We start from the raw sequence: 26137 nt of genomic DNA on the forward strand, positions 1-26137 counted from the left end.
CCCGCCTCATTATCAAGGAGAAACATGAGCTCGATCGAAGGCATCGAAGACCCCTTTGGCCCCGGAACCGCAGGCGGCACCGCCCTGCTCGAACGCGAAGAAACCCAGCTTTCTGAGCCCGGCGACCACGAGCGCTTCTCCCACTACGTACGCAAGGAAAAGATCCTCGAATCGGCGCTGACCGGTGAACCCGTGCGCGCTCTCTGCGGCAAAATGTGGGTACCCGGCCGTGACCCGCAGAAGTTCCCCGTCTGCCCCCAGTGCAAGGAAATCTACGAAGGCCTCGCACCAGGCAACGACGGAGGCAACGGCTCCGGCGAATAATACGCGCCAGATAAATACACCTCAGGCAATACGCCTGAATACATACGATTGAATAACACGCAGCAGCGAGACTCAACGGCCCAACACCGTCCATGAGACTTTGCTGACGAGCACAAAATTCTTGCACCACAACCCGGCAACAGCCCGTGGATGTGGTGCTAGAATTTAACCTCGCTGTTTCCGGACCGCCAGACGCCCACCACCTCCACACGTGGGAGAAGAGTCAGCGGATGGAACCAGCAGATGCAGACGAGGAAGAAGGAGAGAATGAGCGCACCCGCAGAGGAACCCACACTATTCGACAGTATGGCGAAGCCGAAGCTCTCCCCGGCATATCCCGACCGCGCCCCCTGGGGTACCTCCGTCAGCCTGCGCGCCTGGCAGGCAGAAGCCATGCAGAAGTACTTCGACACCAACCCCCGCGACTTCATGGCAGTCGCAACCCCCGGCGCGGGTAAAACCACGTTTGCGTTGACCCTCGCCAAGGAACTATTCAACCGCGGTACGGTCCGCCAGCTTATTGTTGTGGCGCCGACCGACCACCTGAAAAAGCAGTGGGCAGACGCTGCCGCGAAGGTCGGTATTCCCATTGACCCGAACTTCAAGAACGCAGATGTAACCATCAGCCGCCACTACAAGGGTGTGGCGCTGACCTACGCGCAGGTGGCAAATAAGCCGCAGCTGCACGCTCGCAACACCGAGGCGACGAAAACCCTCGTGATTTTTGATGAGATTCACCACGCAGGTGATTCGCTGTCCTGGGGTGACGGCCTGCGTGAAGCGTTCGACGATGCGACCCGCCGCGTGGCGCTCACGGGTACCCCGTTCCGCTCGGATACCTCCCCGATTCCGTTCGTCACCTACGAGGTCGACAATGACGGTATCCGCCGCTCCAAGGCAGATTACTCCTACGGTTACGGCCCCGCGTTGAAGGACCACGTGGTACGCCCGGTCATCTTCATGGCCTACTCGGGGCAGATGCGTTGGCGCACCTCCGCCGGTGAGGAAATGGCGGCAAACCTTGGTGAAGGATTCACCAAGGATATCACCTCCCAAGCGTGGCGAACCGCCCTTGACCCCAACGGCGAATGGATCCCGACCGTGCTCGCGGCAGCCGACAAGCGCCTGACCGAGGTGCGCCGCACCGTGCCCGACGCCGGTGCACTCGTCATCGCTACCGACCACGCGGACGCTAAAGCCTACGCCGAACAGATCCAGAAAATCACCGGCGAATACCCCGCCGTGATCCTCTCTGACGATCGTGAAGCCTCCGCAAAAATTGACGAATTCCGTGAAGGCATGCAGCGCTGGATGGTTGCGGTGCGCATGGTGTCCGAAGGCGTGGACGTGCCCCGCCTCGCCGTGGGTGTGTATGCCACCAGCACCAGTACCCCGCTATTCTTCGCGCAGGCGATTGGTCGTTTCGTGCGTGCTCGTAAGCGCGGCGAAACCGCCTCAGTGTTCCTGCCGTCCGTGCCGCAGCTGATGATGCTCGCCAACGACATGGAAGTGGAACGTGACCACGCCCTTGACCGCGGAGCACCCCAGGAAATCGACCCCATGGTTGAGGGTCTGGACGACCACCTGCTCGAAGAAGCAAACCGCGAGGAGCGTGCCTCCGAGCAGCTGGCACGCGGCAAGTTCGAGGCGCTCGGCTCCGAGGCATCCTTCCACGGTGTGCTGTTCGACGGCGCCGAGTTCGCATCTGGTGATTTGGCGGTCGGTAGCGAGGAGGAGCAAGACTTCCTGGGTATTCCGGGTCTGCTGGATGCCGAACAGGTCGGTACGCTGCTGCGAGCGCATCAGCGTGAGCATGCGGCACGTCGCCCGGCCACTGCCGCACCTTCGGTGGTGGATCACCGCCAACTGAAGGCGCTGCGCAATAAGCTGGCGAAGAATGTGGCGGCGTGGTCGATTCGTTCAGGGCAGCCGCACGGCGTGATTCATAATGAGCTGCGTAAGATTTGTGGCGGCCCGGCGGTGGCGCAGGCTTCTGCTGAGCAGATTCAGGCGCGTATCGATAAGCTGTCGGACTGGTTCGTCGGTCGACGCTAGAATGTGAATAGAACGTACGGAAAGCCCCGCGAGTGTGTGTGCTCGCGGGGCTTTTTCATGCCCGGAAATGCCTGGTTGAGCGAAGTTATGGCGTGATGAGTTGAGAATGTTTTTCGGGTTCTATACCCCAGAAAATGAATATTGTACACAGTATACAAAGGTGTAAATTATTCACCCATCTGAAATCCCATGAAAGAAAACCTCATCCCACACAACGCACACCCCACCCGGCGCACCATCCTCACTGGCGCAGCATGGGCACTGCCCATCATTGTGGCTTCCGCCCTAGTACCCGCATACGCAGCCAATGGCGCACAAACCCACACCTCCCCCCGCCCATGGTCAAAGGACAGGTAAACGGCCAAGATCTTCACCGTCCCGGTGGGCGTACGCGAACTCAGCTTCACCGCACCGCTGCCCGGATCCAGCTATGCATTAACCCGGTCTGCGGTCTGGAATGGGTACGCGGCAGCTTGGCTGACTAAGTAGCCGCGGCTACTCGAGTTGTATCGTTCGATGAGTCGTGGGCACACTAAGTCATAGGCACGCTAGAGGCGGGGAGCCTGGGATAGCACATCCCAAGACTCCCCGCCTCTGCATATTCTGCGTCTCTATATATTCAACGCCGCCTGAAATGACGAGTTACCTACAGTGATAGTGGAGGTTAGAGAACCTCAACCACCTCAACGCCCTCATCTTCAAGCTCGGCAACCACGTCGTCGAGCTTGTCCTCGTGCACGGGCGCGGTCAGGTCAACCAATACGCGAGTCTCGTATCCTGCATCGACCGCATCGCGAGCGGTTGCCGACACGCAATAATCGGTCGCGATACCAACAATATCGACGAACTCGATACCGTGCTCATCCAGCCACTCCGACAGGGGAGTCTGCGGGCCTCCCTCGGACGCGTCTACACCGGGTTCGTGCTCGCCGGTTGCGACCTCATCCTCGGGTGCCAGAAGGCCCTCAAACCCCGAGTAAGCTGCCTCGAAGCGGCCCTTACGGAAGTACGCCTCAATATAGTCGGTGTCCAGATTTTCATGAATCTGTGAGCCTTCGCTCTTCGCGACGCAGTGCACCGGCCAGGAGTCCACAAAGTCCGGGGTGTCGGAGAAGTGTGAACCCGGATCAATATGCCAATCCTGGGTGGCAACAATCGCGTCATAGCGGTGGTGATTGTTCTCCACATACTCGCTAATCAGCGCGGCAATATCCGCGCCGCGCTCAGTAGCGAGGGTGCCGCCGGCGCAGAAATCGTTCTGCACGTCAACAATAATCAGTGCCTTAGACATGTCTGTCCTTTACAAGTAGGGAAGGTCTTCACTCTGATTCGCCAGGTGAAAACAGTATCTCAGAAGGATGGTTTAGATGAACTCGGTCGGAATGATCGGCTCACCCTCCGAGAGGCGGTGGGCAGCTTCCGGAAGCTCAGCCAGGGAGGCTGCGTGGCGGGCGGTTGCGCGGCGCACGCCTTCCTCACCGGTGAAGCCGGGCAGCAGTTCGCCGTTGCGAACGAAGTCCACCATGAGCGGGCGGGTGTCTTCGAGCAGGCTCGGGTCCTCGTGGGTGCCCAGAACCTCGGCGGTCGCAATGCCCATGCCGTTGAGTCGGCGGGCCGCACGCTTGGCACCACCGATAGAAGCCTTGCCAGCCGAGGCCTTAGCGACCGGCTGCATTTCACCAGCGGCGTTCTCACGCTCGACGACCTTGTACACCATGGAGGAAGTCGGCGCACCGGAACCGGTGACCAGCTTGGTACCCACGCCGTAGGAGTCCACGGGTGCTGCCGCCAGGGATGCGATAGCGTACTCGTCCAGATCGCTGGTGACGGTGATCTTGGTGTGGGTATTGCCGAGCGAGTCGAGCAGTTCACGCACGCGTGCCGCGGTAGCGACCAGGTCGCCGGAATCCAGACGCACACCCCCGAGCTCTTCGCCAGCGAGTTCCACGCCGAGGCGGACTGCCTCGTCCACGTTGTAGGTGTCGACGAGCAGGGTGGTGCGGGCACCGAGGGAACGCAGCTGTGCCTCGAATGCTTCACGTTCGCTGTCGTGCAGCAGGGTGAAAGCGTGGGCGCTGGTGCCGATGGTGTGCAGGCCGTAGCGCAGACCAGCCTCCAGGTTGGAGGTGCCCACGAAGCCGGCGATAACGGCGGCACGTGCAGCGGAGACGGCGGCGCGTTCGTGGGCGCGGCGCGAACCCATTTCGAGGCAGGGTCGGTTGCCTGCGGCTGCGCTCATGCGGGAGGCTGCACTCGCCACGGCGGAGTCAAAGTTCAGGATGGACAGCAGGTACGTTTCGAGGACGCACGCTTCGGCGAAGGTACCTTCGACCTGCAGGACGGGGGAGTGGGGGAAGAACGCTTCGCCTTCTGCGTAGCCGCGGATCTCGCCGCTGAAGGTGAAAGATTCGAGGTAGGAGAGGGTTTCTTTGTTGACGATGTTGCGGGAGGAGAGGAAGGAGAGTTCTTCGTCGTTGAAGTGGAAGTCTGCGAGGCCTTCGAGGAATCGGCCGGTGCCTGCGAGGATACCGTAGCGGCGGCCTGCGGGTAGGCGGCGGGTGAAGACTTCGAAGGTGCACTTACGGTTGGCTGCGCCGGATGCGAGTGCCGCCTGGAGCATGGTCAGTTCGTAGTGATCGGTGAGAAGAGAGGTAGTAGCCATGTGTTTATTGTAGAGGGGAATTAGGGTATTTTTCCTCTTGAGTCGGCGTGTCAATCACTACATAAAGTATTCTTGACTCTAAGTACTGTAGTATGACAAATTACCAGCATTCTGTGTATGAACAACGCAGTCTAAACACCGCAGTAGCGCAGGACGAACACAGGGGCAACACATACCCGCCCGTATAATCAAAGGGAACCGGCCGCAAAGGAAACCAATGAACACTACCGCCGTGACCCTCTCCACCGGAACCCTTGAAGAGACCGACCTCGACACCGCCCTGGAAAACATCCTCGCCACAGACATCCCCTGGAAAGTCATCGTCTGGAACGACCCCGTCAATCTCATGACCTACGTGTCCTACGTCTTCCGCAGTCACTTTGGCTATTCCCGCGCCCGCGCCGAAGAGCTCATGCTGCAGGTGCACAACAACGGCAAGGTAATCGTCTTCACCGGCTCACGCGAAGACGCCGAAAAACACACCCAGGCAATGCACGCCTGGGGCCTGCTGGCAACCTTCGAGAAAGTAGAAAACTAATGGCGCGACCCTTCCGCCGCACCCCCGGAGGCTACACCGCCTCCTTCGAACCCGCTGAACGCGACCTGATCCGCGAACTCGCCGAAGACGTGCGCGCACTACTGCGCCCGGCAGACACCACCGCTGACGGTAGCACCGTCGACCCGCTGGAGGCGCTGGTCGGCATCACCGAAAAGCCCACCCTCCCCGCCGACAGCGCAGTAGCGCGCCTGCTACCGGCCGCAAGCAACGACGAGGAGACCGCCATCGAATACCGCCGCTACACCGAACGCGACCTGCGCGAAACCAAACGCGCAAACCTCGCCATGCTGGCATTCGACATCGAATCCAGGGACCTGAGCCTGAACGAGGAACATGCCCGTGCCTGGGCTGCCGCGCTCGGCGATATTCGTCTAGTGCTCGCCGACCGCCTCTACATCGTGGACGAAGACACCGCAGAAGACATTGCGGCGTTTACCGACCCTTCCGAGATTGAGACCCAGGAAGAGTACATGGCTGTGGTGTATAACTTCGTCTCCTGGGTTCAGGACTCGCTCATGCTCGCCATGATCGACGGGCTGGATGACAAAGAAACACCCGGTCGAGCATGTGGCGAGACAACCGAGCAAGAATAGAGCGAATTTTTCGAGTTACCCCTCAAACTATCGTCATATACAACCACTTAATGGTGGTTCTCGACTCATCTAACCGCTCAACGGACTAAAAGGGTAACCTTAGCGAGTTAGCATAGAACGTGGTACCCGACCGATAACGAAGTGTAGGTGACACATGAGTGACAGCATCGACGCGACCAATCCCTACCGTGCCCGCACCCCCTGGGGTAGCCCTGCGCCCGTAGGCCCCACGGCTGCGGCACCCATCGGCGTCTTCGACTCTGGTGTCGGCGGACTCACCGTGGCACGCGCCATCATGGACCAGTTGCCTCACGAACGCATTATCTACGTCGGCGACACCGCTCACGGACCCTACGGCCCCCTCAAAATCGCAGAAGTACGCGCCAACGCGCTACGCATCATGGACGAACTCGTCGACTCAGGCGTGAAAATGCTCGTCATCGCCTGCAATACCGCCTCCGCAGCGGTGCTCCGCGACGCCCGCGAACGCTACACCCGCCAGTACGGCATCCCCGTCATTGAGGTGATTCAGCCCGCCGCCCGCCGTGCGCTCGCCGCAACCCGCAACCGTAAGATCGGTGTGATTGCGACGGAGGCGACCGTCACCTCCCGCGCCTACGAGGATACTTTCGCGATTACCCCGAACCTTGAGGTGTACTCGGTAGCATGCCCGCGCTTCGTAGAGTTCGTGGAGAAGGGTATTACCTCCGGCCCCGAGCTGCTGGAGACCGCCCGCCAGTACCTGCAGCCGCTCAAGGACGCCGGCGTGGACACCCTCGTGCTCGGCTGTACCCACTACCCGTTGCTAACCGGTGTGATTTCCTACATTATGGGTGAGGACGTCAGCCTGGTTTCCTCCGCGGATGAGACCGCGAAGGACGTGTACCGCGAACTGCTCAACCACGCCATTGAAAGCCCGGTCCCCGAGGAAAACCCGCACCACGAATTCCTCGCCACCGGCGAATCTGAGACGTTCTCGCACCTGGCGCGCCGATTCCTCGGCCCTGAGGTCACCAACGTGCGCCACACCAGCTCGGTTGCGGAACGCTACCCGACCGGCTCGCTGGCTGCACTCACTCCCGAAATGCTTACGGCACACCGCAACATCAACATCAACGAATCGGCAGATCCTGCAGAGGCGGCACGCATCTCCGTGGGTACCGAATTTTCTGGCACCATCCCTAAGGACGACACCTCATGCGTCTAACCGTTATCGGTTGCACGGGCTCCTTCCCCGGCCCCGTCTCACCGGCTAGTTGCTATATGCTCACCGCCACGGACTTCGCGGGTCGAACCTGGCGCATCATCATGGACATGGGCAACGGCTCACTCGGCATGCTCCAGCACCATATCGATCTGAGCGATATCGACGCGATTCTGATTTCGCACCTGCACCCGGACCACTGCATTGACCTGTCCGGTCTGCACGTGGCGGTCAAGTGGGATCCGCGCGGCTGGCCTAAGGGCCGTATTCCGCTGTACGGTCCCGCCGCAATTAACGAGTACCTTTCTGCGACTCACGGCCTGGACCCGGACCCGGGCATGAGCACCGAATTCGAGTACCACACCTGGACTGAGGGCGAGACCGTGCAGATAGGGCCCTTCCGGGTGGAGCCGTTCCGTGTGGTTCACCCCTCGAAGGACCCGTACGCCCTGCGTATCACCTGCAACGACCGCGAGGGCCACACCGTGTTCTCGTACTCGGGCGATACCGACCTGTGCGAGGGCCTGGTTAAGGCTGCGCGCGGCGCTGACCTGTTCCTCTGTGAGGCGGCATACCAGGAGGGTCGCGATGATGCCCTGCGCGGTATTCACCTGACTGGCAAGCGTGCCGGTGAGGCTGCCACGGAGGCGGGTGTGCGTAACCTGCTGCTGACCCACCTACCCGTGTGGAACGACCCGGATATCGCCTACGCGGAGGCGCGCAGTGCCTTCTCCGGCCCGGTCGGCATTGCCGAAATGGCGGCAAGCTACCGCATCTACCCGCGCCCGACGGAGGCTCACCCGGTCACGTCCACCCTGAATGTGGTCGAGGTGCTTGATCCGCCGCTGAATACCGCGATTGCTCTCCCTAAGCCAGAGCTAGATTAGGCGAAGCCCGAACTGGACTAGACCAAACCCGAGCTAGGCTAAAACGAGCTGGACTAGTGCAAACTGTGCTCAGTCCCGCCCACTTTTTGACATAGAATCAACAGACAGACATAAATCCCGCAGACAGATTCAAGGAGAACCCATGACTGCTACCCGCGAAGACGGCCGCGCCCTCAACGAGCTGCGCCCCATCACCATCACCCGCGGTTGGTCCCGCAACGCTGAGGGCTCCGCGCTCATCGAGTTCGGCAACACCCGCGTGCTGTGCACCGCATCCTTCACCGAGGGTGTGCCTCGCTGGCTCAAAGGTGAAGGTAAGGGCTGGGTGACCGCCGAGTACGCGATGTTGCCGCGCGCCACCAACACCCGTTCTTCTCGCGAGTCGCTCAAGGGCCGCGTGGGCGGCCGCACCCACGAAATTTCTCGCCTGATTGGTCGCTCCCTGCGCGCCGTCATCAACATGGATGAGCTGGGCGAGAACACTATTGTGCTCGACTGTGATGTTCTGCAGGCTGATGGCGGCACCCGCACCGCCTCCATCACCGGCGCATATGTGGCACTGGCTGACGCTATTTCTTGGGCGAAGGAACAGAAGATTCTGCCTGCTAAGGCGAACCCGCTGATTGATTCGGTATCCGCAATTTCGGTGGGCATTATTGACGGCACCCCCATGCTGGATTTGCCCTACACCGAGGACGTACGCGCAGAGACCGACATGAACGTGGTCGTTACCGGCAGCGGCAAGTTCGTTGAGGTGCAGGGCACCGCCGAGGGGGCACCCTTCGATCGCGACGAACTCAACAGCCTGCTCGACCTGGCGCTGGAAGGCACTGCAGAGCTGGCTCAGATTCAGCGTGAAGCACTAGCACACTAACCCGTCCCGGTAACTAGTTCCGTCGATAAGGAGAAACTATGGCAGACGCAAAGATTGTTCTGGCAAGCCACAATAAGGGCAAGCTCAAGGAACTGCGCGAAATTCTGCGCGGACGCATTGATGGCCTGGACATTAATACCCAGGTGGTTGACGCCTCCAGCGTGAACGCACCCGATGTTCCCGAGACCGGCGTGACCTTCGCTGAGAACTCCCTGCTGAAGGCACGCGCTGTTGCCGAGGCAACTGGCCTGGTCGCTATTGCTGACGATTCCGGCCTGTCGGTGGATGTGCTCAACGGCGCCCCCGGTATTTTCTCGGCACGCTGGGCGGGTAACCACGGTGATGACACCGCGAACCTGAACCTGCTGCTGGCTCAGCTGAGCGATATTCCTGCCGAGCACCGCGGTGCGAAGTTCTGCTGTGCGGCGTCAGTCGCCTCCCCGAACGGTTTTGAGGCGGTCGAGTACGGCGAGCTGCCTGGCGAGTTGCTGACTGCACCGGCTGGGAAGGGCGGCTTCGGCTACGACCCGATTCTGCGCCCCGTGGAGCTGAACGGCGAGAACGCCCTGTATGAGGGCCAGTACGCTGGCAAGTCGTGCGCTGAGATTCCCGCCGAGATTAAGAATTCGATTAGCCACCGTGCGCGTGCTTTTGAGGCGCTAATTCCTCAGATTGCTGCGGCGCTGGCTTCCTAAAACCGTCGCTGAGGTGCCAGAGTGTACTCGCTGTGCCGGTCTCACTGCGCTGGCCTGATGGGTGAAAACGCGGGGCTGGGTGCGATTTTTTTACGCATCCCTCTAAAATCCCCCACAGGGATACCAATTAAAGGCACAATAGTGTGAGAAGCTTTACCTCAAGGTTAGTGACACCAAAGAAACTCGTCTGCTGAAGGTACCTTCGGCAGACGAGTTTTGCTATTGAAGAGCCTTTCAACGCTGCATCTGCCCCGATGCTTGCTGTCACCGACCGTGGTAGAAAAACCTGCAGCGAAAGAGACACACCGATGCTCATCCTTCTTCTGCTGATGGCATTCGCCCTTGCCGCCGGATGCTGGGCGTACTCCTATGTGTGGCGCGGACTGAACCGCCGCGTCATTGCCGCCGTGAAGGTGGTCGACCCGATGATTACGCTCGGCCCGTACATCATGGCGGCGTGGGCGGCGTTCATGGCTCTCATCGCCACGAACATATGGGTGACCGGAACCCTGCACACCGTGCTGACGATTATTTTCTGGGTGATTGCCGTAGGTTGCCTCGGCTGGGCTGGATTCTGGCTGCTCATGCACTGCCTGGGCGGGCAGACCCCGGGCAAACGCCCGATGTGGTGGCGTGAAGCAGTTGCCGCGAAGTTCGCCTGGCGCAACCTCTCGCGGATGCCCGCCTACCTGGGTGCTCGCACCAGCATCCTGCCGGTGGAGAACCCGCACCTGACCAAACCGTATTCGGGGTCTTGGACTCGCCCGCTCGGTGCGACCATGCCCGGGTACAGCTCTAACGGTGAGTTTATTGAGGGCTTTGATGAATTCGGTCGGAAGATGCCGCATATCTACCCCGTAGGTCCTGAACCGACGATTTTGGAGATGGCGCGCTGGGGTAAATCGGTCAGCTCCGATCAGCTGTTGACAACGTTCCTGCCGACCGCTCCGTTTGAGCGTCTGCGTCTGCCCGGTACCATGACGGGCCCCTTCACCTTTGCGGGGGAGGTGCCGCACGGTGCGGTCACCAAGTGGCCTCGCCGCAGCGGTGCGAATCGTGCCTTCGGCTCTTACGCTCGTCTGGGCGAAATCACCGAACGTAAGGTGGAGCTGCTGGTCGACCACCGCATCATTGTGGCACTGCAAACCACCCGCGAAAGCTACGAACGCCGCCACAGCTGGATGCTCGCCTTCACCGACATCGCAGACGGCGACTTCACGATGGACGCCGACGAGAACGGCAACCTGCGCATTACCTTCGGCATGGTCACCGAAGGCTACGAGACTCCGTGGGTCTTCACCAGCACCCTGAAAGACAGCCCGCGTCTGCGCCGCAAGGTACACCACGCCATGAGAGAACGCCGTGTGCTCAAGCAGAGCAGCGGCGAGCTGATGGACTGGCACTTCGTGCCGAAGCTCAGCGAGTTCCCGCATGGCCCGGTCACGAATGAGCTTCCCGAAGAGTTCTACTTCAAGTCCAATATCATGGTCACGAACCGTCACGAGAGCTCCTCGCGTGCCTCGGGTGAAGCACACTAGGGGAGTGCCTCTGCTATGAGGCGATCAGGATGGAAATGCACAGGCTGGAAGCGCCCAGACTGAATACCTCAAAAAGTTCACCCTAAAAATAAAATTCAGATACCCACAGATACTCACACACCGGCTGCTACTCCAGGGGGGGGGTGGCAGCCGGTGCTTCTCTGTGTTCCTTCTCTGCGTTCCCAGTTTCTCGGCAGAGCCTCATGACGGTGTAGGGCCTAATGACGGGGCAGACAGAAAGCAACAACAAGCCACGATAGAATAGAAACTTAGAGCACTATGAGTACAAGCCCGGGGCATTTTCTCCCTTTCGCGAGCTTGCCGTGCTGAAAACATCTGCAGAGCATATTTGCAGAGAGCATCTGCAGGGAACACCTACAGAGAACACACAGTCATCACTTGCCGAAAGGATTCCCGTGGCGTCTTCGAACTACACCGCCCGCCACCTCTCCGTGTTGGAAGGTCTGGAAGCTGTACGCAAACGCCCGGGCATGTACATTGGCTCCACCGACTCCCGCGGCCTGATGCACTGCCTTTGGGAGATTATCGACAACTCGGTGGATGAGGCGCTCGCCGGTTTCGGTCAGTCCATTCAGGTCATTCTGTACCGTGACGGTTCGGTTGAGGTGCGCGATGATGGCCGCGGTATCCCCACCGATATTGAGCCGCGCACCGGCCTGTCCGGTGTGGAGGTCGTGTTCACTAAGCTGCACGCCGGCGGTAAGTTTGGCGGCGGCTCCTATAACGCCTCCGGTGGTTTGCACGGTGTGGGCGCTTCTGTGGTGAACGCGCTGTCTTCCCGCCTGGATGTGCAGGTGGACCGTGGCTCGAAGACCTACCAGATGTCCTTCCGCCACGGCATTCCCGGTCACTTCGAGTCCGGTCGCACCCCCAAGCCCGAAGATCCGTTCACTACCGCAACCGAGGGTACTGACGCCCTGCAGATTGTGGGTCGCGCTAAGCGCGGGGTGACCGGCACCCGTGTGCGCTATTGGGCTGACCCGCAGATTTTCACCCCCGATGCTAAGTTCAGCTACGAGGACTTGGCTGCTCGTGCGCGCCAGACCGCGTTCCTTATTCCGGGTCTGCGTATTTGCATCCGCGATGAGCGCCGCCTGCCTGGCACCCCCGGCGAGTTGGAGCCCCACGAGGAAGTTTTCCAGTACGATGGCGGCATTAGCGAGTTCGTCGAGTTCTTGGCTCATGATGAGCGTATTACCGACACCTGGCGTTTTAGCGGCAGTGGCTCTTTCACCGAGACCGTGCCCGTGCTGGGTGAGGATGGCCGCTCACAGCTGACCGATGTGGAGCGCGATTGTGAAGTGGACGTTGCGCTGCGCTGGGGTATTGGCTATGAGACGACGGTCCGTAGCTTCGTGAACATTATTGCCACCCCCAAAGGTGGTACTCACACTACCGGTTTTGAGCAGGGACTGCTGCGCGTGATGCGCAAGCACCTTGCCGATAACGCACGCAAGTACAAGGCGGGTAACGACAAGATTGAGAAGGACGACGTGCTCGCCGGCTTGACCGCCGTGCTGACCGTGCGTCTTGCTGAGCCGCAGTTTGAGGGTCAGACCAAGGAAATTCTGGGTACCCCGGCGGTCCGCCAAATCGTGTCGAAGGTCGTGGGGGATGCCCTGAAGGCTCGCCTGGAGTCGACCGCTCGTGCGGAGAAGGCTCAGGCGACCGCTCTGTGCGAGAAGGTTGTCTCTGAGATGAAAACCCGCGTCTCGGCGCGCATCCATAAGGAAACTCAGCGCCGTAAGACCGCACTGGAGTCTTCATCTATGCCCACTAAGCTGGTGGATTGCCGTTCGACCAATGTTGAGCATTCTGAGCTGTTCATTGTGGAGGGTGACTCGGCGTTGGGTACTGCGCGTCTGGCGCGTTCTTCCTCGTATCAGGCTCTGCTACCGATTCGCGGTAAGATCCTGAACACTCAGCGTGCTTCGGTGACTGATGTGCTCGCGAATGCTGAGTGCGCGGCGCTGATTCAGGTTATCGGTGCGGGCTCGGGTCGTACTTTTGACCTGGACTCTGCTCGCTACGGGAAGGTTATTATGATGACCGATGCGGACGTGGACGGTGCCCACATTCGTACCCTGCTGCTGACCCTGTTCTACCGTTACATGCGTCCGCTGATTGAGGCCGGTCGCGTGTACGCTGCGGTTCCGCCTCTGCATCGTGTAGAGGTGGTGCGCCGCGGCAAGCCGAACGAGATGGTGTACACCTACTCGGAGAAGCAGCTGCACGAGCTTCTGGAATCTTTGCAGGAGCAGGATGTGTCTTATAAGGAACCCATCCAGCGTTATAAGGGTCTGGGTGAGATGGATGCCGATCAGCTGGCTGAGACGACGATGGATCCGCGCCATCGCATGTTGCGCCGTATTCGCATTGAGGATGCGGAGGCTGCCGAGCGTGCGTTCTCCTTGTTGATGGGTTCTGAGGTGGCTCCGCGTAAGGAATTCATCATTGCGGGTGCTCATCAGCTGGATACTGAGAGTATTGATATGTAGCTTGCGGTGTACCTTACGGGGTAGTGGCGGCTGGCGTGTCACATTCTATGATTTTTCCATGATAATAATCACAATATTTCTTGGAAATCTCAGTAAAATTGGTATAACTTGGGCAAGTTTAAGCTTTGAGTGCTACTTGGATTACCTGTCACAATCCGGGAATCTGTCACCAAAATTTTGCAAAAGTGATATAAAACTGCAAAGTTTCACCCTAGTTCCGAAAGTACCTTCCAACCCCGCAAGGCACTATCGTGTTTCGTCCCTCAATCCATCCGCACGCCGAGGGATAACGTTCAAGGTACCTTTAGAGAAACGTCAAACAATAAACGTCCATACTATGCACAGTCTACTCACAGCTCCCAAGGAAAACCCTGTACCTTAGAAGCATGAGAGACACTGTGTCAGTAACTCTCGTATGCCCTCCATTGGTGGGGGACTACCCGAAATCTGGCACAAACACACATTAAGTACACACATAGTAAGGACCTATCAATGGATCCCCTTGATTTTGGTAGGTGGCAGTTCGGTATTACCACCGTCTACCACTTCTTCATGGTTCCGCTGACTCTGGGTCTGGGCCTTGTGGTGACCTACCTGTACATTCGCTACGTTCGTACCAAGAAGGACGAATACAAGCGCATGACGAAGTTCTGGGGCAAGCTGTACCTCATTAATTTCGCTATGGGTGTGGCCACCGGTCTGGTTCAGGAATTCCAGTTCGGCATGGCGTGGAGCGAATACTCCCGCTTCGTCGGCGACGTCTTCGGCGCTCCGCTGGCAATGGAAGGCCTCTTCGCCTTCTTCGTTGAGTCTACCTTCCTCGGTCTGTGGATCTTCGGTTGGGACCGACTCAAGCCTGCTGTACACGCATTCTCGCTGTTCATGGCAGTCCTCGGCTCCTGGATTTCTGCATTCTTCATTCTGGTTGCAAACTCCTGGATGCAGCACCCCGTCGGTGCAGAAATGATTGACGGTCGTCCCCGTATGACCGATATTGGCGCAGTGCTGATGAACCCCCTCGCATGGGTAACCTTCTCTCACGTCATCACCTCCGCTATTCAGGTTGCTGGTGGCTTCCTGGTTGGTATCGCATGGTACAAGCTGTGGCGTCGCCGCAAGGACGGCATCGACAAGGTCGTTGACGGCAAGGTCGTTGTTGGTGAGTCCGACAAGGGTGCACGTGACAAGGCTGATTTCCAGGTTTGGTTCAAGTCCCTGCGCCTGGGCGCTGTTGTGGGTCTCCTCGCCTTCGCAGGTATCGGTGCGTCCGGTCACCTGCAGGCACAGATGATGATTCACGAGCAGCCCATGAAGATGGCTGCTGCAGAAGCTGCGTGCCACGACGGCACCTCCTTCTCCGTTCTGACCGTCGGTGAACTCGGCGCTCAGAGCTGTGACAAGATCAACACCATCATCGAGGTCCCCGGCGTGCTGTCCTTCCTGGCACACGACAACTTCGACACTCCGGTGAAGGGTATTCAGACCCTGCTGCCCGAATACGAAGCTAAGTTCGGCACTAACCTGCCCAACAACCCGCTCTACGGTGAGCGTGCAGGTCAGAAGATCGACTACCTGCCCTCCCTCGAGGTCTCCTACTGGGGCTTCCGCGGCATGATTGGTCTGGGTGCGGTTGTACTGCCCTTCTACCTCTACGCACTGTGGGTAACCCGTAAGAAGGGTGTGGGCACCGTTCCCGAGTCCAAGCTGCTCAAGAACGTTGCAGTCTGGTCTATTATGGCCCCCTTCTTCGCTATCTCCCTCGGCTGGATCTTCACCGAAATGGGCCGCCAGCCCTTCGTTGTGGCTCCGAACCTTCAGGGTGACCCCTCGATTCACCTGTTCACCGCAGCAGCTATCTCCCCGGGTGTTTCCGGTGAAGAAATCCTCTTCTCCCTGCTCACCCTGGGTCTGCTCTACGGTGTGCTGATGGTGGTTGAGGTTTACCTGCTCATCAAGTACGTCAAGGCCGGTGTGGTGGCAGCAATGCCCGAGCTGGTTCAGTCGCACCACGAGGACGAGTCCAACGACAAGTCTAAGCGCGATGTGCTGGAGTTCGCCTACTAGGCGGGTAAGGATTGATTCACCATGAACTTTGATTTCAATATCTTTGCCGGTCAGCCTGGCTTGCCCACCCTCTGGTTTGTTGCCATTGGTGTTTTCTTCATCATGTACCTGATTCTGGATGGTTTCGACCTGGGCGTCGGTATGCTGATGGGTTCCAAGTTCACTAAGAACGAGAAGGAACGTCGTCTGCTACTGAACACCATCGGCCCTGTCTGGGACGGTAACGAGGTGTGGATTGTGTCCGGCGGTGCAGCTCTGTTCGCGGCATTCCCCATCTGGTACGCAGCCCTCTTCTCGGCTCTATATATCCCCCTGACCCTCGCGCTGGTCTTCCTGATTCTGCGCGTGGTCGCAATTGAATACCGCGGGAAGAAGAACGACGAGAAGTGGATCCGTAACTGGAACATTGCTCTGTCCGTCTCCTCCTTCGGTATCGCACTGCTCGTTGGTGCTCTGCTTGGTCTGACCTCCATGGGCCTGCCCATCAACGAGAATGGCGACCGTGTCGGCGGCGCCTTCGCATGGGTCTCCCTGCCGGTTCTGCTCGGCGGTCTGGGCTTCGTGGGCTTCTCCCTGGTTCAGGGCCTTGCCTTCATCGCTCTGAAGACTGACGGTGACATCCGCGACCGTGCCCGCAACACCCTGGTACGCTGGGCTCCTGTCCTGCTGCTGCCGATTGTTGCATGGGTTCTGGCACTGGACTTCACCACCGGTAACGGCATCTCCTGGCTGTTCACCATCCTGGCTGTGGTTGCTGTTCTGATTGCTTGGATCTCCGCAAAGGGTGGCCGTGAGGGTCGCGCTTTTGCTGGTCTGTCCGTGTTCCTCGCATTCGGCGCGCTGGCAATCTTCACCGCAATGTACCCGAACGTTCTGCCCTCCACCCTGGACCCGGCATACTCGCTCACCATTGCGAACGCATCCAGCTCCGAGTACACCCTGGGCGTTATGACCTTCGTGACCTGCCTCGGTCTGCCGGTCGTCTTCGTCTACCAGGCATGGACCTACTGGGTCTTCCGTAAGCGTCTGCACGTGGATCACATCCCCGAGGCTCACGACGCTACCGAACTGGCTGAACTGCCGACCAAGTAGCATATAGCTGGTTGAAGGATCCCCCGAATTTCTCTTCTGAGAAGTTCGGGGGATTTTTCTATGCCCGCAGAGGAGGCAGTTCTTGGTAGATGAGTGGGCGCGCAAAAATTTTTGGTGCACCCCCCGAAATTCGCGCGCAACAGGGAGCAGGAAGTGTAATATGGCTAACAACTCACTCTGATGAAAGGTGTTCAACGATGAAGTCCCGCAACCGCCGCTCCACCGCACCCACCCCTCGCGCCAATATGGGCCGCCGACTGCTCACCGCGGGTGCCCTGCTCTGCATCGGCGTGCTCCCGCTGAGCGCATGCTCGCTCTTCGAGCCGCCGCTGGAACGCGACGAAAGTGTCCACGCCATCTTTGACGCGGAACAGGACATCGTGAAGATGCCCCTGGACGATTACCTCTACGGCGAGCGCACTCACTACGAATACACGGCCTTTCAGATTGCCATGAAGCAGTGCTTCGCCGAACACGGGCAGAACTACACCATCCAGGCTCCCTACTCTGAGGGTGCGCCCCGCGGAGAGATGGGGCGAAAGTACGGTCCCTGGAACGTCGAGTACGCCCAGAAGTACGGTTTTCAGAAGCGTGACCCCAACGCTGCCGAGCCCATCTCCTATAACTCGGGAGAGACCATGAGCCCCGAGGACAAGCTTCGCACCGAATGCTACCCCAAGGCCCGTGAGACCCTGGACGCCGCGGTGCCCGAAGGTAAGAGGCCCGAGAAGGAAGATCAGGCCACGTACATTCGTATCTCTACTGAGGCGGGTAACGCCGTTTACGGTAGTAAACTGCACCGCGAGCTCGAAGAGAAGTGGAAGCAGTGCGTCTCTGACCGCGGCCTCACCCCGCGTTCGGCAGGCTCCGTCGCCGAGGAAACCCCGCTGACTGAGCAGCTGAGCAAGAACGGCGGTTTCAACGAGCCCGCCTCCGAAGAGGAAATTCGCATCGCCACCATCATGGCAGAATGCAACCAACAGGTCGGCATGAGCCAGCAGCTCTACGACCTGGAGGCACAGTATCAGATGCCGCTCATCCGCAAGTACCAGTCGCAGCTTGAGCAGGACCGCAAGGCAGAACGTGAGCGTGACGAGAAGTTCAAACAGTACGTTCTGGATCACCAGTAAACCGGGGCACTAAAAGACAGCGCACCGAAAGACCGCGCAACGAAATATAGCGCAGAGAAATAGACGGCGCAGAAACAGTTCAGAAAGACACCGCCATGACCACTCACTCACAGAACCAAAACAGCGGGCACCGCTTCAGCGAGCGCATCGCCCGACCCCGCGTGCTCCTGCTGCTGGCTATCCTCGCCATCGGCTCGCTCATGCTGTCCTTCTACCTGGGCACCCGCTACGCTGCCACGGGCCCCGACCCGACCGTGCAGGCGAAAACCGTGATTCCGGTCTGGGCGAAGATTGAAGAACGCACCGTCAGCGAGGGACTCGCCATTGCCGGAACCACCAAGGCTGGGGAGACCGCCCCGATTAGCGCGCGCACCAACGGTGAGCCGGTGCTCGTCTACCAGAACCAGAAGCCCGGCAACGTGCTCAAGGCCGGTGACTTCATCGGCATTATTGGTGCCGACCCCGTCTTCGTGCTGGAGGGGCCGCTACCGCTGTACCGCGACCTCAACCTGGGCGATAACGGCGACGACGTGCTCGCCTTCCAGAAGGCACTGAACTCCGCCGGGTACGCCACCGCTCAGAGCGGCACCGTCACCGAAGACACCCTCGACGCCGTCACGCGCCTGCACCGCGCGCACCTGACCGGCGTGCCCAGCGAAGGGGTCACCAGCATTGCCCGCAACAACTACGCGATTCTGCCCGGCGGAAGCCACACCGTCACCGCAGTTGCGGCGGTCGGCCAGCTCATCAGCGACGGCAACCCCATCGCGAGTGTAGAAACCAGCGAACCCTACGTGGAATCCAGCGTTGAACTCGCCGTCGCCAATAAGCTCAAGGTCGGCGACCGCATTAGCTTGCGCACCTCCACCGGCAGTGTGGAGGGCACCATCACCAGCATTGGTGAGCTGCAGAACGACCCCTCCAAGGGTGCGGCAAAGAGCGTGCGATTCAGTGCCGACGACCCGAGCAAGCTCACTCCGGGGCAGAGCGCATCCATCACCAGTAAGGGCAACACCTCAACCACCCTCGCCGTGCCGACTACCGCGGTACGCCAGGACTCCCAGGGCACCTACGTGCTCGTTGAAAAGGGCGGAAGCTCCACCTCGACCAGCAAGGATGCGCCCGCCACCGAACGAGTCAACGTTGAGGTTCTACGCACCGCCGGCGGGTACGCCGCAATCAACGCGAACCTCAGCGCGGGACAGAAGGTGCTTGTCTCATGAGCCGCCGTAATAGAATCCCCGAGCGAGCCCCCGACGGCATGACAGCCCCGCGAGTCAGGGGAGAAGCCGCCAGGCTCGACGTTGCGCCCGACACTGTACCAAACACCGCGCCCGCTATCGAAATGCACGGCATTACCCGCATCTTCGAGGGGAGCGAACGAGCAGTCCTCGATCGTCTCGACCTGGTGGTCGAACGCGGCGAATTCCTCGCCATTATTGGTCCGTCCGGCTCCGGTAAATCCACCCTGCTCAACGCCATTGGCCTGCTCGACACTCCCACCAGCGGAACCTACAGCCTCTTCGGCAAAAACACGGAAGGACTCAGCGACAGAGAACGCGACGAAATGCGCCGAGACCACCTCGGCTTCATCTTCCAATCATCAAACATGCTGCTGGACGAAACCAGCACGACCAACGCCTCCATGGGTCTGCGCGTGCAGGGGGTACCCTACGGCGAGCGCCTGCAACGCACCGAAGAAACCCTAGAATTTCTGGGGTTGAGCGATCGCGCCAGCATCCGCACCCGCTACCTTTCCGGTGGCGAGAAGCAGCGTTGCGCCATTGCTCGTGCCCTCGCCACGCGCCCGCCACTGATTCTTGCCGACGAGCCCACCGGCAACCTGGATAGCCACAATAGCGACAAAGTCATTGAGATTCTGCAGCGCATTAACGCGACCGGCTGTACCGTGCTGGTTATTACCCACGACCCGGAGGTTGCCGCCGCCGCCCGCCGTGTGATTCGCATTGAGGATGGGCGGCTACACGAGCAGAGCCGCGCCGACTTGGCTACGGTGCCGGTCGCTGAGGTGCCGAGTACTGAGGTTGCACCGGTTGCAACGAATACCCCGGCGGAAACCACGGTAGAGACTCCCGTAGAAGCTCCCGCCAGCCTCGCACCGGGGGAGAAGCCCGCCTCCCACCGTCGCGGAAGCTTCCTCACTGATGACAGCATCGAGGCAATTTCCGCGCTCACCTCACGACCGCTACGCACCCTGCTGCTGGGCCTGTCCTTTGCGCTGGGCGTGGGCGGACTCATCAGCGCCTCCGGCATGAGCGAATCCGCCAGCTACCAGGTGAATCAGCGGCTGCTCGGCTCCGAACAATCCACGCTCTACATCAGTGACAGGGATAATGACCAGAACGTGCTCGGAACCTACCGGCAGGGCGAATCCGCGCAGAATGTTGCCGACCGTATTAGCGCGCTGGACTACGTGAAGAACACAGGATTCGTCAGCAGCGTGGCACCCGCCGACGTGCGAATCACCCGATTCAGCCCCTACGAGGACGAACCCAAAACGGCGATTGGCCTCAGCTCCACCTCGAAGACCAGGCTTGAGCAAATCGGTGCCCGCATGAACCCCGAAACTCTGCGTGCGCTCGAACAGATGAACTCGACCCTCACCCGGGAGAACGTTGCCGACCGTGAGCGTGCCGAGCAGCTCTCCGGCGCCATCGTTTCGGTTTCTGCTGCCCGCGCCCTCGGCATTATTCCCGAAGATAAGGCGGCAGATAACGCCACAACTGAGCCCAGACCCGGTGAGCTGCCCACCGTCGAGTACGGCATTAAACTCGGTGGGCTACCGCAGGTAGCACCAGGTGTGAGCATCTGGGTGGACGGTCAGCTGATGCCGGTCATCGGCCTCTTCGACCCCGGCAATAGCGGCTACGAATTCAGGAACACGGTCATTGTCTCGCCCGGTAAGCTACAACGCACCGGACGCGGCCAGGTGACCTACATTGCCGAAACTGAACGAGGTTACGGTAAAGCAGTTGCCAAGGCCATTCCGCTGACCCTCAAACCTGCTGAACCCAGCCAAATCAATGTGGAAACCCCCTCCGACCTGCAGAGCCTACGCGCGTCCATCGCCTCGGATCTGGGCCTGTACGTGGGTGTGCTCTCCGGGATTCTGCTGGTGCTCGCCTCCCTCTCGGCGGCAACCGCCATGTACCTGTCCGTGCAATCGCGCACCGCAGAAATTGCACTACGCCGCGCCATCGGATCGAGTAAATGGCTGATTGCCCGCATCTTCCTCATGGAGGGGGTCATGCTCGGTGTGCTCGGCGGCTCCATTGGTGCCTGCTCCGGCATGATTGCGACCATCATGCTTTCACTCGTGCAGGGCTGGCAGGCGATTCTCTCCCCGGGATTCGTGGTGCTCGGCGTGGGAGTTGGTGCCCTCACCGGTCTGGTGTCTTCGGCGTACCCGGCGTGGGTGGCATCCCGTAAGAGCCCCGCCGACGCGATGCGCGGCTAGAGTTAGCGCTGGGCGGGGGGCAGTCAAATATCCGAAACCTGACTGGTCAAATAGGTATTAGATAGCCCAGCCCTTAAACTGATGGGAGGTAAAAACAGCAGAAGACTAGGTCAAAGGACAACACGTGAGTCGAACGCACACACCGCGTCATGCTGACAAACATCAGAATACTGAGGCACCAGAGGTGACCGCGGGAAAGCGCAACGACCGCGCTGACCGTCGCCCGCCCCTGGGCCCTGACGCCCGTAAAACCCTCAGCACCTTCGGTGTTATCACCGCCGTGCACACCCTCGCGACGGTGCTTTTCAGCGCCGCCCTGGCTGTGATTATTGCCCGCGCAGCCCACGCCGGTTTTGCCGCTGTTGCCGCCGAGCATGCACACCTCAAAGAGACCAGCGCGCCGGATGTGTACCGCGCCTACGTCGAATTCGCTGGTTCCGCGCAGGCGCAGCTGGAGGTGCACGGTGGCTGGCTGCTCGGCCTCGGTGGGCTCTTCGGTGACGCAGACACCATTACCCCCGGCCTGATTGCGGTTGCCGTCATTGCGCTGCTCGTCCGCTCGGGTACCGACTACCTGCTGGCTGTGAGCGCGCAGCGTGCCGCCTCCGGAGCGAAGTCTCAGATTCGTTCCGCCCTGCTCAAGCGAGTGCTCGCCACTGGTGGCGCAGACACCCCCGAGGGTACCGGCGCGACCGCTGTGTTGCTTTCCCGCGGCCTGAACGCCCTGGATGACTACTACACCAAGACGCTGACCGCGTTTGTTTCCACCGCGATTGTGCCGTTCATGCTCTGGGTCGTTGTGGCGTCCCTGGACTGGATGAGCGCAATGGTGCTGGCGTGCACCCTGCCGCTCATTCCGGTGTTCATGATCCTGATTGGTAAGAACACCCGCGCCGAAACCGCAGAAGCTCAGGCTGAACTGCACCGACTCTCCGACCATATTCTGGAGCTGGTGCGCGGCCTGCCCGTTATTATCGGTCTGGGTCGTGAACGCGCACAGACGCGCGCCATGAACGCTCTCGGCCAGCGTTACCGTGAACGCACCATGCAGACCTTGCGTAGCGCCTTCATGTCTTCGCTGGCACTGGAGCTTATCACCACCATTTCGGTGGCGCTGATTGCTGTGCTGATTGGTGTGCGACTGGTCAACGGCACCTTGGGCCTGGACACCGCAATTCTCGTGCTGCTGTTGGCTCCCGAATGCTACCAACCGCTGCGTGATGTGGGTGCCGCCTACCACCAGTCGGAGGATGGCGTTGCCGCACTGCGTAGCGCTCAGAAGATTATTGATGCGCCCCTGCCCGCAGCTGTAGCAGACAGTGCTGCAACTGAGAGTAAAGAGGCTCAGCCTTCCACCATCTCTGTTGAGGACTTGTCGGTGAACTACCCGGCGCGTCCTGCGGTGCTGACTAACCTGTCCCTGAACTTGGACCGTCACGTTGCCACTGCCCAGGGTGAGCGCGGTGCGGTTATCGGTGTGATGGGTGAGTCCGGTTGCGGTAAGTCGACCCTGCTGAACGTGTTTTCCGGTGCCGTGCGTGAGGGTCTGGTGCCCACCGGCTCGGAGGAGCCCGTGTACCTGACCGGTAGCGTGACCGGTCTGGGAACGACCCTGGTCATTCCGCAGTCGCCGGTCTTCACCGCACCCACTGTGCAGACCGAAATGGCTCTCTACGCGCTGAGTGCTACCGAGGCGGAGCGTGAGCGTGCAGCGGCTCTGCTCGGTGAAGCGATGCACTCCAAGAAGCTGTCCGTTACCGATGCCGAGTCCGAGCTGCTGGTTGGCCCGCTGGCTCAGCTGGGCATGGAGAAGCTCACCGCCCTTGAGCCCGGTGCCCTCAGTGCAGGTCAGGCACGCCGCCTCGCCGTGGCACGCACCCTGGCTCGGGCCGAGGCTATCTACCGTGCCGGCGGTGAGCAGGCCGTGCTGACCGTCCTGGTGGATGAGCCGACCGCGCACCTGGACGCCTACTCGGCATACCTGGTGACCCGCGCTCTGCACCGCCTGGCGGAACTTGGCGCAACCGTGCTGATTGTGACCCATGAGCAGGAGCTCGCCGCCGGCTGCGACACCCTCGTTCGTGCCGTGCAGACCCCCCAGGGCTACACCTGGACCGCTGAGGCGAATACCGCCCGCGTTGCGGTTCCTGCGCAAGCCCCCGCGCACCTGCTCAAGGATCGGGAAGAGTACGAGGCTGAAAGCAGCGCCCCGGTGGGCGCCTCCGCAGCTGTCGAGGCCGAGGAAGTCGAGCCTGCCGGCCTGTTCGCAAGCCTGCGCACACTGAAGGAACTGACGGGTATTGGTGTTCGCGCCGCAACTGGCCCGGTGATCATGGCTGCGATTACTTCCCTGATGGCGGCGGCACTGACCGCGCTGTCCGGCTGGCTGATTGTTCGCGCCGCCGAGGGTCCGGCAATGATGTACCTAATGGTCGCCATTGTGGGCGTGCGCTTCTTCGGCCTGGGTCGTGCCTGTGCCCGCTATGCTGAGCGTCTGATGACCCACTCGAAGGTTCTTGCCGCCGCAAATATTCTGCGTCTGCGCGCCTGGGTTGGCGCATGGCAGAGCGTGAGTAGCGTGCGTGCCCTGCTGCGTGGTGACGCGCTGCTCGAACGCCTCGTGGGCGGTATTGATGAGCTGCGTGACGGTGTGCCGCGCGTTATTATTCCGCCGGCTGCGCACCTGCTGGTCATGACTGCGGCGCTGATTACGACCGCGTGCATCCTGCCGCAGGCTCTGATCCCGGTCCTGCTTGCCGTGCTGGTCAGCACTTTTGTGGCTCCGTGGATTGTGCTTCGCGCCGATGCCCGTGCGGAAGCGCTGGCTCGCCGCTCCACCGCGCAGATGCTGCGCCTGGGTACCGGCATGCTCTCGGCCGCTGAGGACCTGCGCGCTAACGGCGTGGCAACCACCGCTGAGAAGGCTAACGGCGCCCTGGACGCTGAGAACTTGTCCGCCCTGCAGAAGGGCTCGACCGCTCAGGGTGTGGGCCGTACCCTCGTGACTCTGAGCTGGTTCGGTGCGGCTCTGGCGAGCGCAATCATTGCGTACCCGCTGGCTGTTGACGGCACCGTGCGTGCCCCCGAAGCGGCGATCGTGGTGCTGCTGTGCACCGGCATGCTGGAAAGCTCCCTGGGCCATGTTGAGGCGGTCCGCTCTTGGCCTGCGTTCAGCCGTCTGCTCGCGACGATTGCCCCGAGCGTGCGTGACGTATCCCTGGAGGGCATTGTTGCCGTCTCGACCCTGAAGCGTTTCGTACCGACCGAGGCTGAGGTAGACACCCACGTTCTGCCGCGTCGTGCTGAGCGTCTGCGTGCCCGCGCGGAGGCCGAGATGGAGGAACTGCTGGAGGCAGACCGTCAGCGTGCGCACCGCTTTGACCGCCCCGAATCTGCGGCTAACGCTCAAGCGGAATCTAAGGCTGGCTCACCGCGCCCGCCGAAGCCTGGCGAACCCACCCTGGTCAGCTGCGGTACTCAGCAGGACCTCGGCGTGAAGGTCACCGACCCCGCCCTGAGCCTGCAGGACGCAGCTGCTCGCTGGCCCGGTATGGATCACCCGGTCTTCACCGACCTGAACATGAACGCCCGCGCGGGCTCCTGGACTGCGGTGACCGGCCCCTCCGGTTCTGGTAAGTCTACGGTGCTTGCAACCGTTCTGGGCTTCTTGCCGCTGGAGTCCGGCCGTGTGCTGGCTTCCGGTGAGGTCCTGGAAGGTGAGCAGCTGCGCGGCTACGCGGCGTGGTGCCCGCAGGCGGCTCACATTTTTGAGTCGACTCTTGAAGGTAACCTAATGCTGGCTCGTGACCGTTCGGATCGCCCGAGCGAGGAAGAGCTGATTGAGGTTCTGCGCCGTGTGGGTCTGGGGGAGTGGTTTGATGCTCTGCCTCAGGGCCTGCGCACCCCGGTGGGTGCTGGCGGTTCCTTCCTCTCCGGCGGTCAGCGTCAGCGTCTGGCGGTAGCTCGTGCTCTGCTGGTAAACTCGCCGGTGCTGCTGCTGGATGAGCCGACCGCACACCTGGACGCTGAATCTGCCCGCGCGCTGATGGCTGACCTGGATGCGGCGACCCGCTCTAGCTCCGTGGCTACGGTTCTGGTGTCGCACCGTCCTGAGGATATTGCCCGCTGCGATGAGGTGGTTCGTCTCTAAACGCCTCTGACGCAGGCACCACGTGCGGATTGCCCACGAAGAAAGGCCCCGGTACATGATGTACCGGGGCCTTTTTGCGCGTTCATATTTCCGCACAGATAGGTCCGGTCGGGGGGGGGGAGCTAGACCTAACTGAGTATCTGGGCGCTTAACCGCAACAGCATGATGGTTACAACGATAATGAGCACACGGCGAATGAATCGCTCGCCCAGGTGAATTGCGGTGCGGGCACCAACCCAGGTTCCCGCCATATTGGCGCATCCCATGGTGATTCCAAGGAGCCAGTGAATTGAGCCCCGCGGAATGAAGTAGG

18 protein-coding genes and 1 pseudogene are annotated in these 26137 nt (G+C 60.5%); 16 read left to right on the plus strand and 3 right to left on the minus strand.

The genetic code is table 11. The features are described from left to right. Window positions 1–24 precede the first annotated feature (24 nt). Window positions 25–324, plus strand: coding sequence for a DUF3039 domain-containing protein (locus O3648_RS02030; RefSeq protein ID WP_279740544.1), 300 nt, complete (start codon window positions 25–27; stop codon window positions 322–324). A gap of 267 nt (window positions 325–591) precedes the next feature. Beyond that, window positions 592–2379, plus strand: a complete 1788-nt coding sequence (locus O3648_RS02035) for a DEAD/DEAH box helicase (protein WP_279754622.1) — start codon at window positions 592–594, stop codon at window positions 2377–2379. Window positions 2380–3043: 664 nt separating this feature from the next. On the opposite strand, the gene O3648_RS02040 is transcribed toward O3648_RS02035, so the two are convergent. Continuing rightward, window positions 3044–3670 (minus strand): isochorismatase family protein, encoded by a 627-nt coding sequence (locus O3648_RS02040; RefSeq protein ID WP_279740549.1) that lies wholly within the window; start codon window positions 3668–3670, stop codon window positions 3044–3046. A 72-nt stretch (window positions 3671–3742) separates the two neighbouring features. After that, the gene (locus tag O3648_RS02045; RefSeq protein ID WP_279740551.1) at window positions 3743–5041 is read right to left on the minus strand and encodes a nicotinate phosphoribosyltransferase; all 1299 of its coding nucleotides are present in this window, start codon (window positions 5039–5041) and stop codon (window positions 3743–3745) included. A 217-nt stretch (window positions 5042–5258) separates the two neighbouring features. Between O3648_RS02045 and clpS the strand changes: the two genes are divergently transcribed. From clpS to O3648_RS02115, 14 genes are all read left to right on the plus strand, one after another. Continuing rightward, window positions 5259–5579, plus strand: a complete 321-nt coding sequence (gene clpS / locus O3648_RS02050; protein ID WP_371568103.1) for an ATP-dependent Clp protease adapter ClpS — start codon at window positions 5259–5261, stop codon at window positions 5577–5579. Next, on the plus strand, window positions 5579–6193 hold the full coding sequence (locus O3648_RS02055; protein ID WP_371568105.1) for a DUF2017 domain-containing protein: 615 nt from the start codon (window positions 5579–5581) through the stop codon (window positions 6191–6193). The genes clpS and O3648_RS02055 overlap by 1 nt, the downstream gene beginning before the upstream one ends. 154 nt (window positions 6194–6347) lie before the next feature. Continuing rightward, window positions 6348–7400, plus strand: a complete 1053-nt coding sequence (gene murI / locus O3648_RS02060; RefSeq protein ID WP_279740557.1) for a glutamate racemase — start codon at window positions 6348–6350, stop codon at window positions 7398–7400. Next, window positions 7391–8284, plus strand: coding sequence for an MBL fold metallo-hydrolase (locus O3648_RS02065; RefSeq protein WP_279740558.1), 894 nt, complete (start codon window positions 7391–7393; stop codon window positions 8282–8284). Before murI ends, O3648_RS02065 begins: the two co-directional genes overlap by 10 nt. A 142-nt stretch (window positions 8285–8426) precedes the next feature. Further along, the gene (gene rph, locus O3648_RS02070) at window positions 8427–9158 is read left to right on the plus strand and encodes a ribonuclease PH (protein WP_005506419.1); all 732 of its coding nucleotides are present in this window, start codon (window positions 8427–8429) and stop codon (window positions 9156–9158) included. Between the two features lie 38 nt (window positions 9159–9196). Then, window positions 9197–9853 (plus strand): non-canonical purine NTP pyrophosphatase, encoded by a 657-nt coding sequence (locus O3648_RS02075; protein WP_371568108.1) that lies wholly within the window; start codon window positions 9197–9199, stop codon window positions 9851–9853. Between the two features lie 308 nt (window positions 9854–10161). Beyond that, on the plus strand, window positions 10162–11391 hold the full coding sequence (locus tag O3648_RS02080) for a peptidase E (protein ID WP_279754619.1): 1230 nt from the start codon (window positions 10162–10164) through the stop codon (window positions 11389–11391). 416 nt (window positions 11392–11807) lie between these two features. Next, window positions 11808–13910 carry a type IIA DNA topoisomerase subunit B gene (locus O3648_RS02085; RefSeq protein WP_279740564.1) on the plus strand — a complete coding sequence of 701 codons (2103 nt, stop codon included), beginning with the start codon at window positions 11808–11810 and terminating at the stop codon, window positions 13908–13910. A 492-nt stretch (window positions 13911–14402) separates the two neighbouring features. Then, on the plus strand, window positions 14403–15974 hold the full coding sequence (locus O3648_RS02090) for a cytochrome ubiquinol oxidase subunit I (protein WP_279754616.1): 1572 nt from the start codon (window positions 14403–14405) through the stop codon (window positions 15972–15974). 21 nt (window positions 15975–15995) lie between these two features. Beyond that, window positions 15996–17066, plus strand: a complete 1071-nt coding sequence (cydB, locus tag O3648_RS02095; RefSeq protein WP_279740566.1) for a cytochrome d ubiquinol oxidase subunit II — start codon at window positions 15996–15998, stop codon at window positions 17064–17066. Between the two features lie 197 nt (window positions 17067–17263). Further along, window positions 17264–18196 carry a multidrug transporter gene (locus tag O3648_RS02100; RefSeq protein ID WP_371568112.1) on the plus strand — a complete coding sequence of 311 codons (933 nt, stop codon included), beginning with the start codon at window positions 17264–17266 and terminating at the stop codon, window positions 18194–18196. Between the two features lie 95 nt (window positions 18197–18291). Beyond that, window positions 18292–19419 (plus strand): hypothetical protein, encoded by a 1128-nt coding sequence (locus O3648_RS02105; protein ID WP_279754612.1) that lies wholly within the window; start codon window positions 18292–18294, stop codon window positions 19417–19419. After that, the gene (locus O3648_RS02110) at window positions 19416–21674 is read left to right on the plus strand and encodes an ATP-binding cassette domain-containing protein (protein ID WP_371568116.1); all 2259 of its coding nucleotides are present in this window, start codon (window positions 19416–19418) and stop codon (window positions 21672–21674) included. Before O3648_RS02105 ends, O3648_RS02110 begins: the two co-directional genes overlap by 4 nt. 184 nt (window positions 21675–21858) lie before the next feature. Further along, window positions 21859–25824, plus strand: coding sequence for an ATP-binding cassette domain-containing protein (locus O3648_RS02115; RefSeq protein WP_371568118.1), 3966 nt, complete (start codon window positions 21859–21861; stop codon window positions 25822–25824). A 128-nt stretch (window positions 25825–25952) separates the two neighbouring features. On the opposite strand, the pseudogene O3648_RS02120 reads toward O3648_RS02115, so the two are convergent. Further along, window positions 25953–26135, minus strand: a pseudogene (locus O3648_RS02120) (TSUP family transporter); the annotation flags it as partial. Window positions 26136–26137 lie beyond the last annotated feature (2 nt).

Source organism: Rothia sp. 27098_8_161, from assembly GCF_041432905.1.
Lineage (GTDB): Bacteria > Actinomycetota > Actinomycetes > Actinomycetales > Micrococcaceae > Rothia.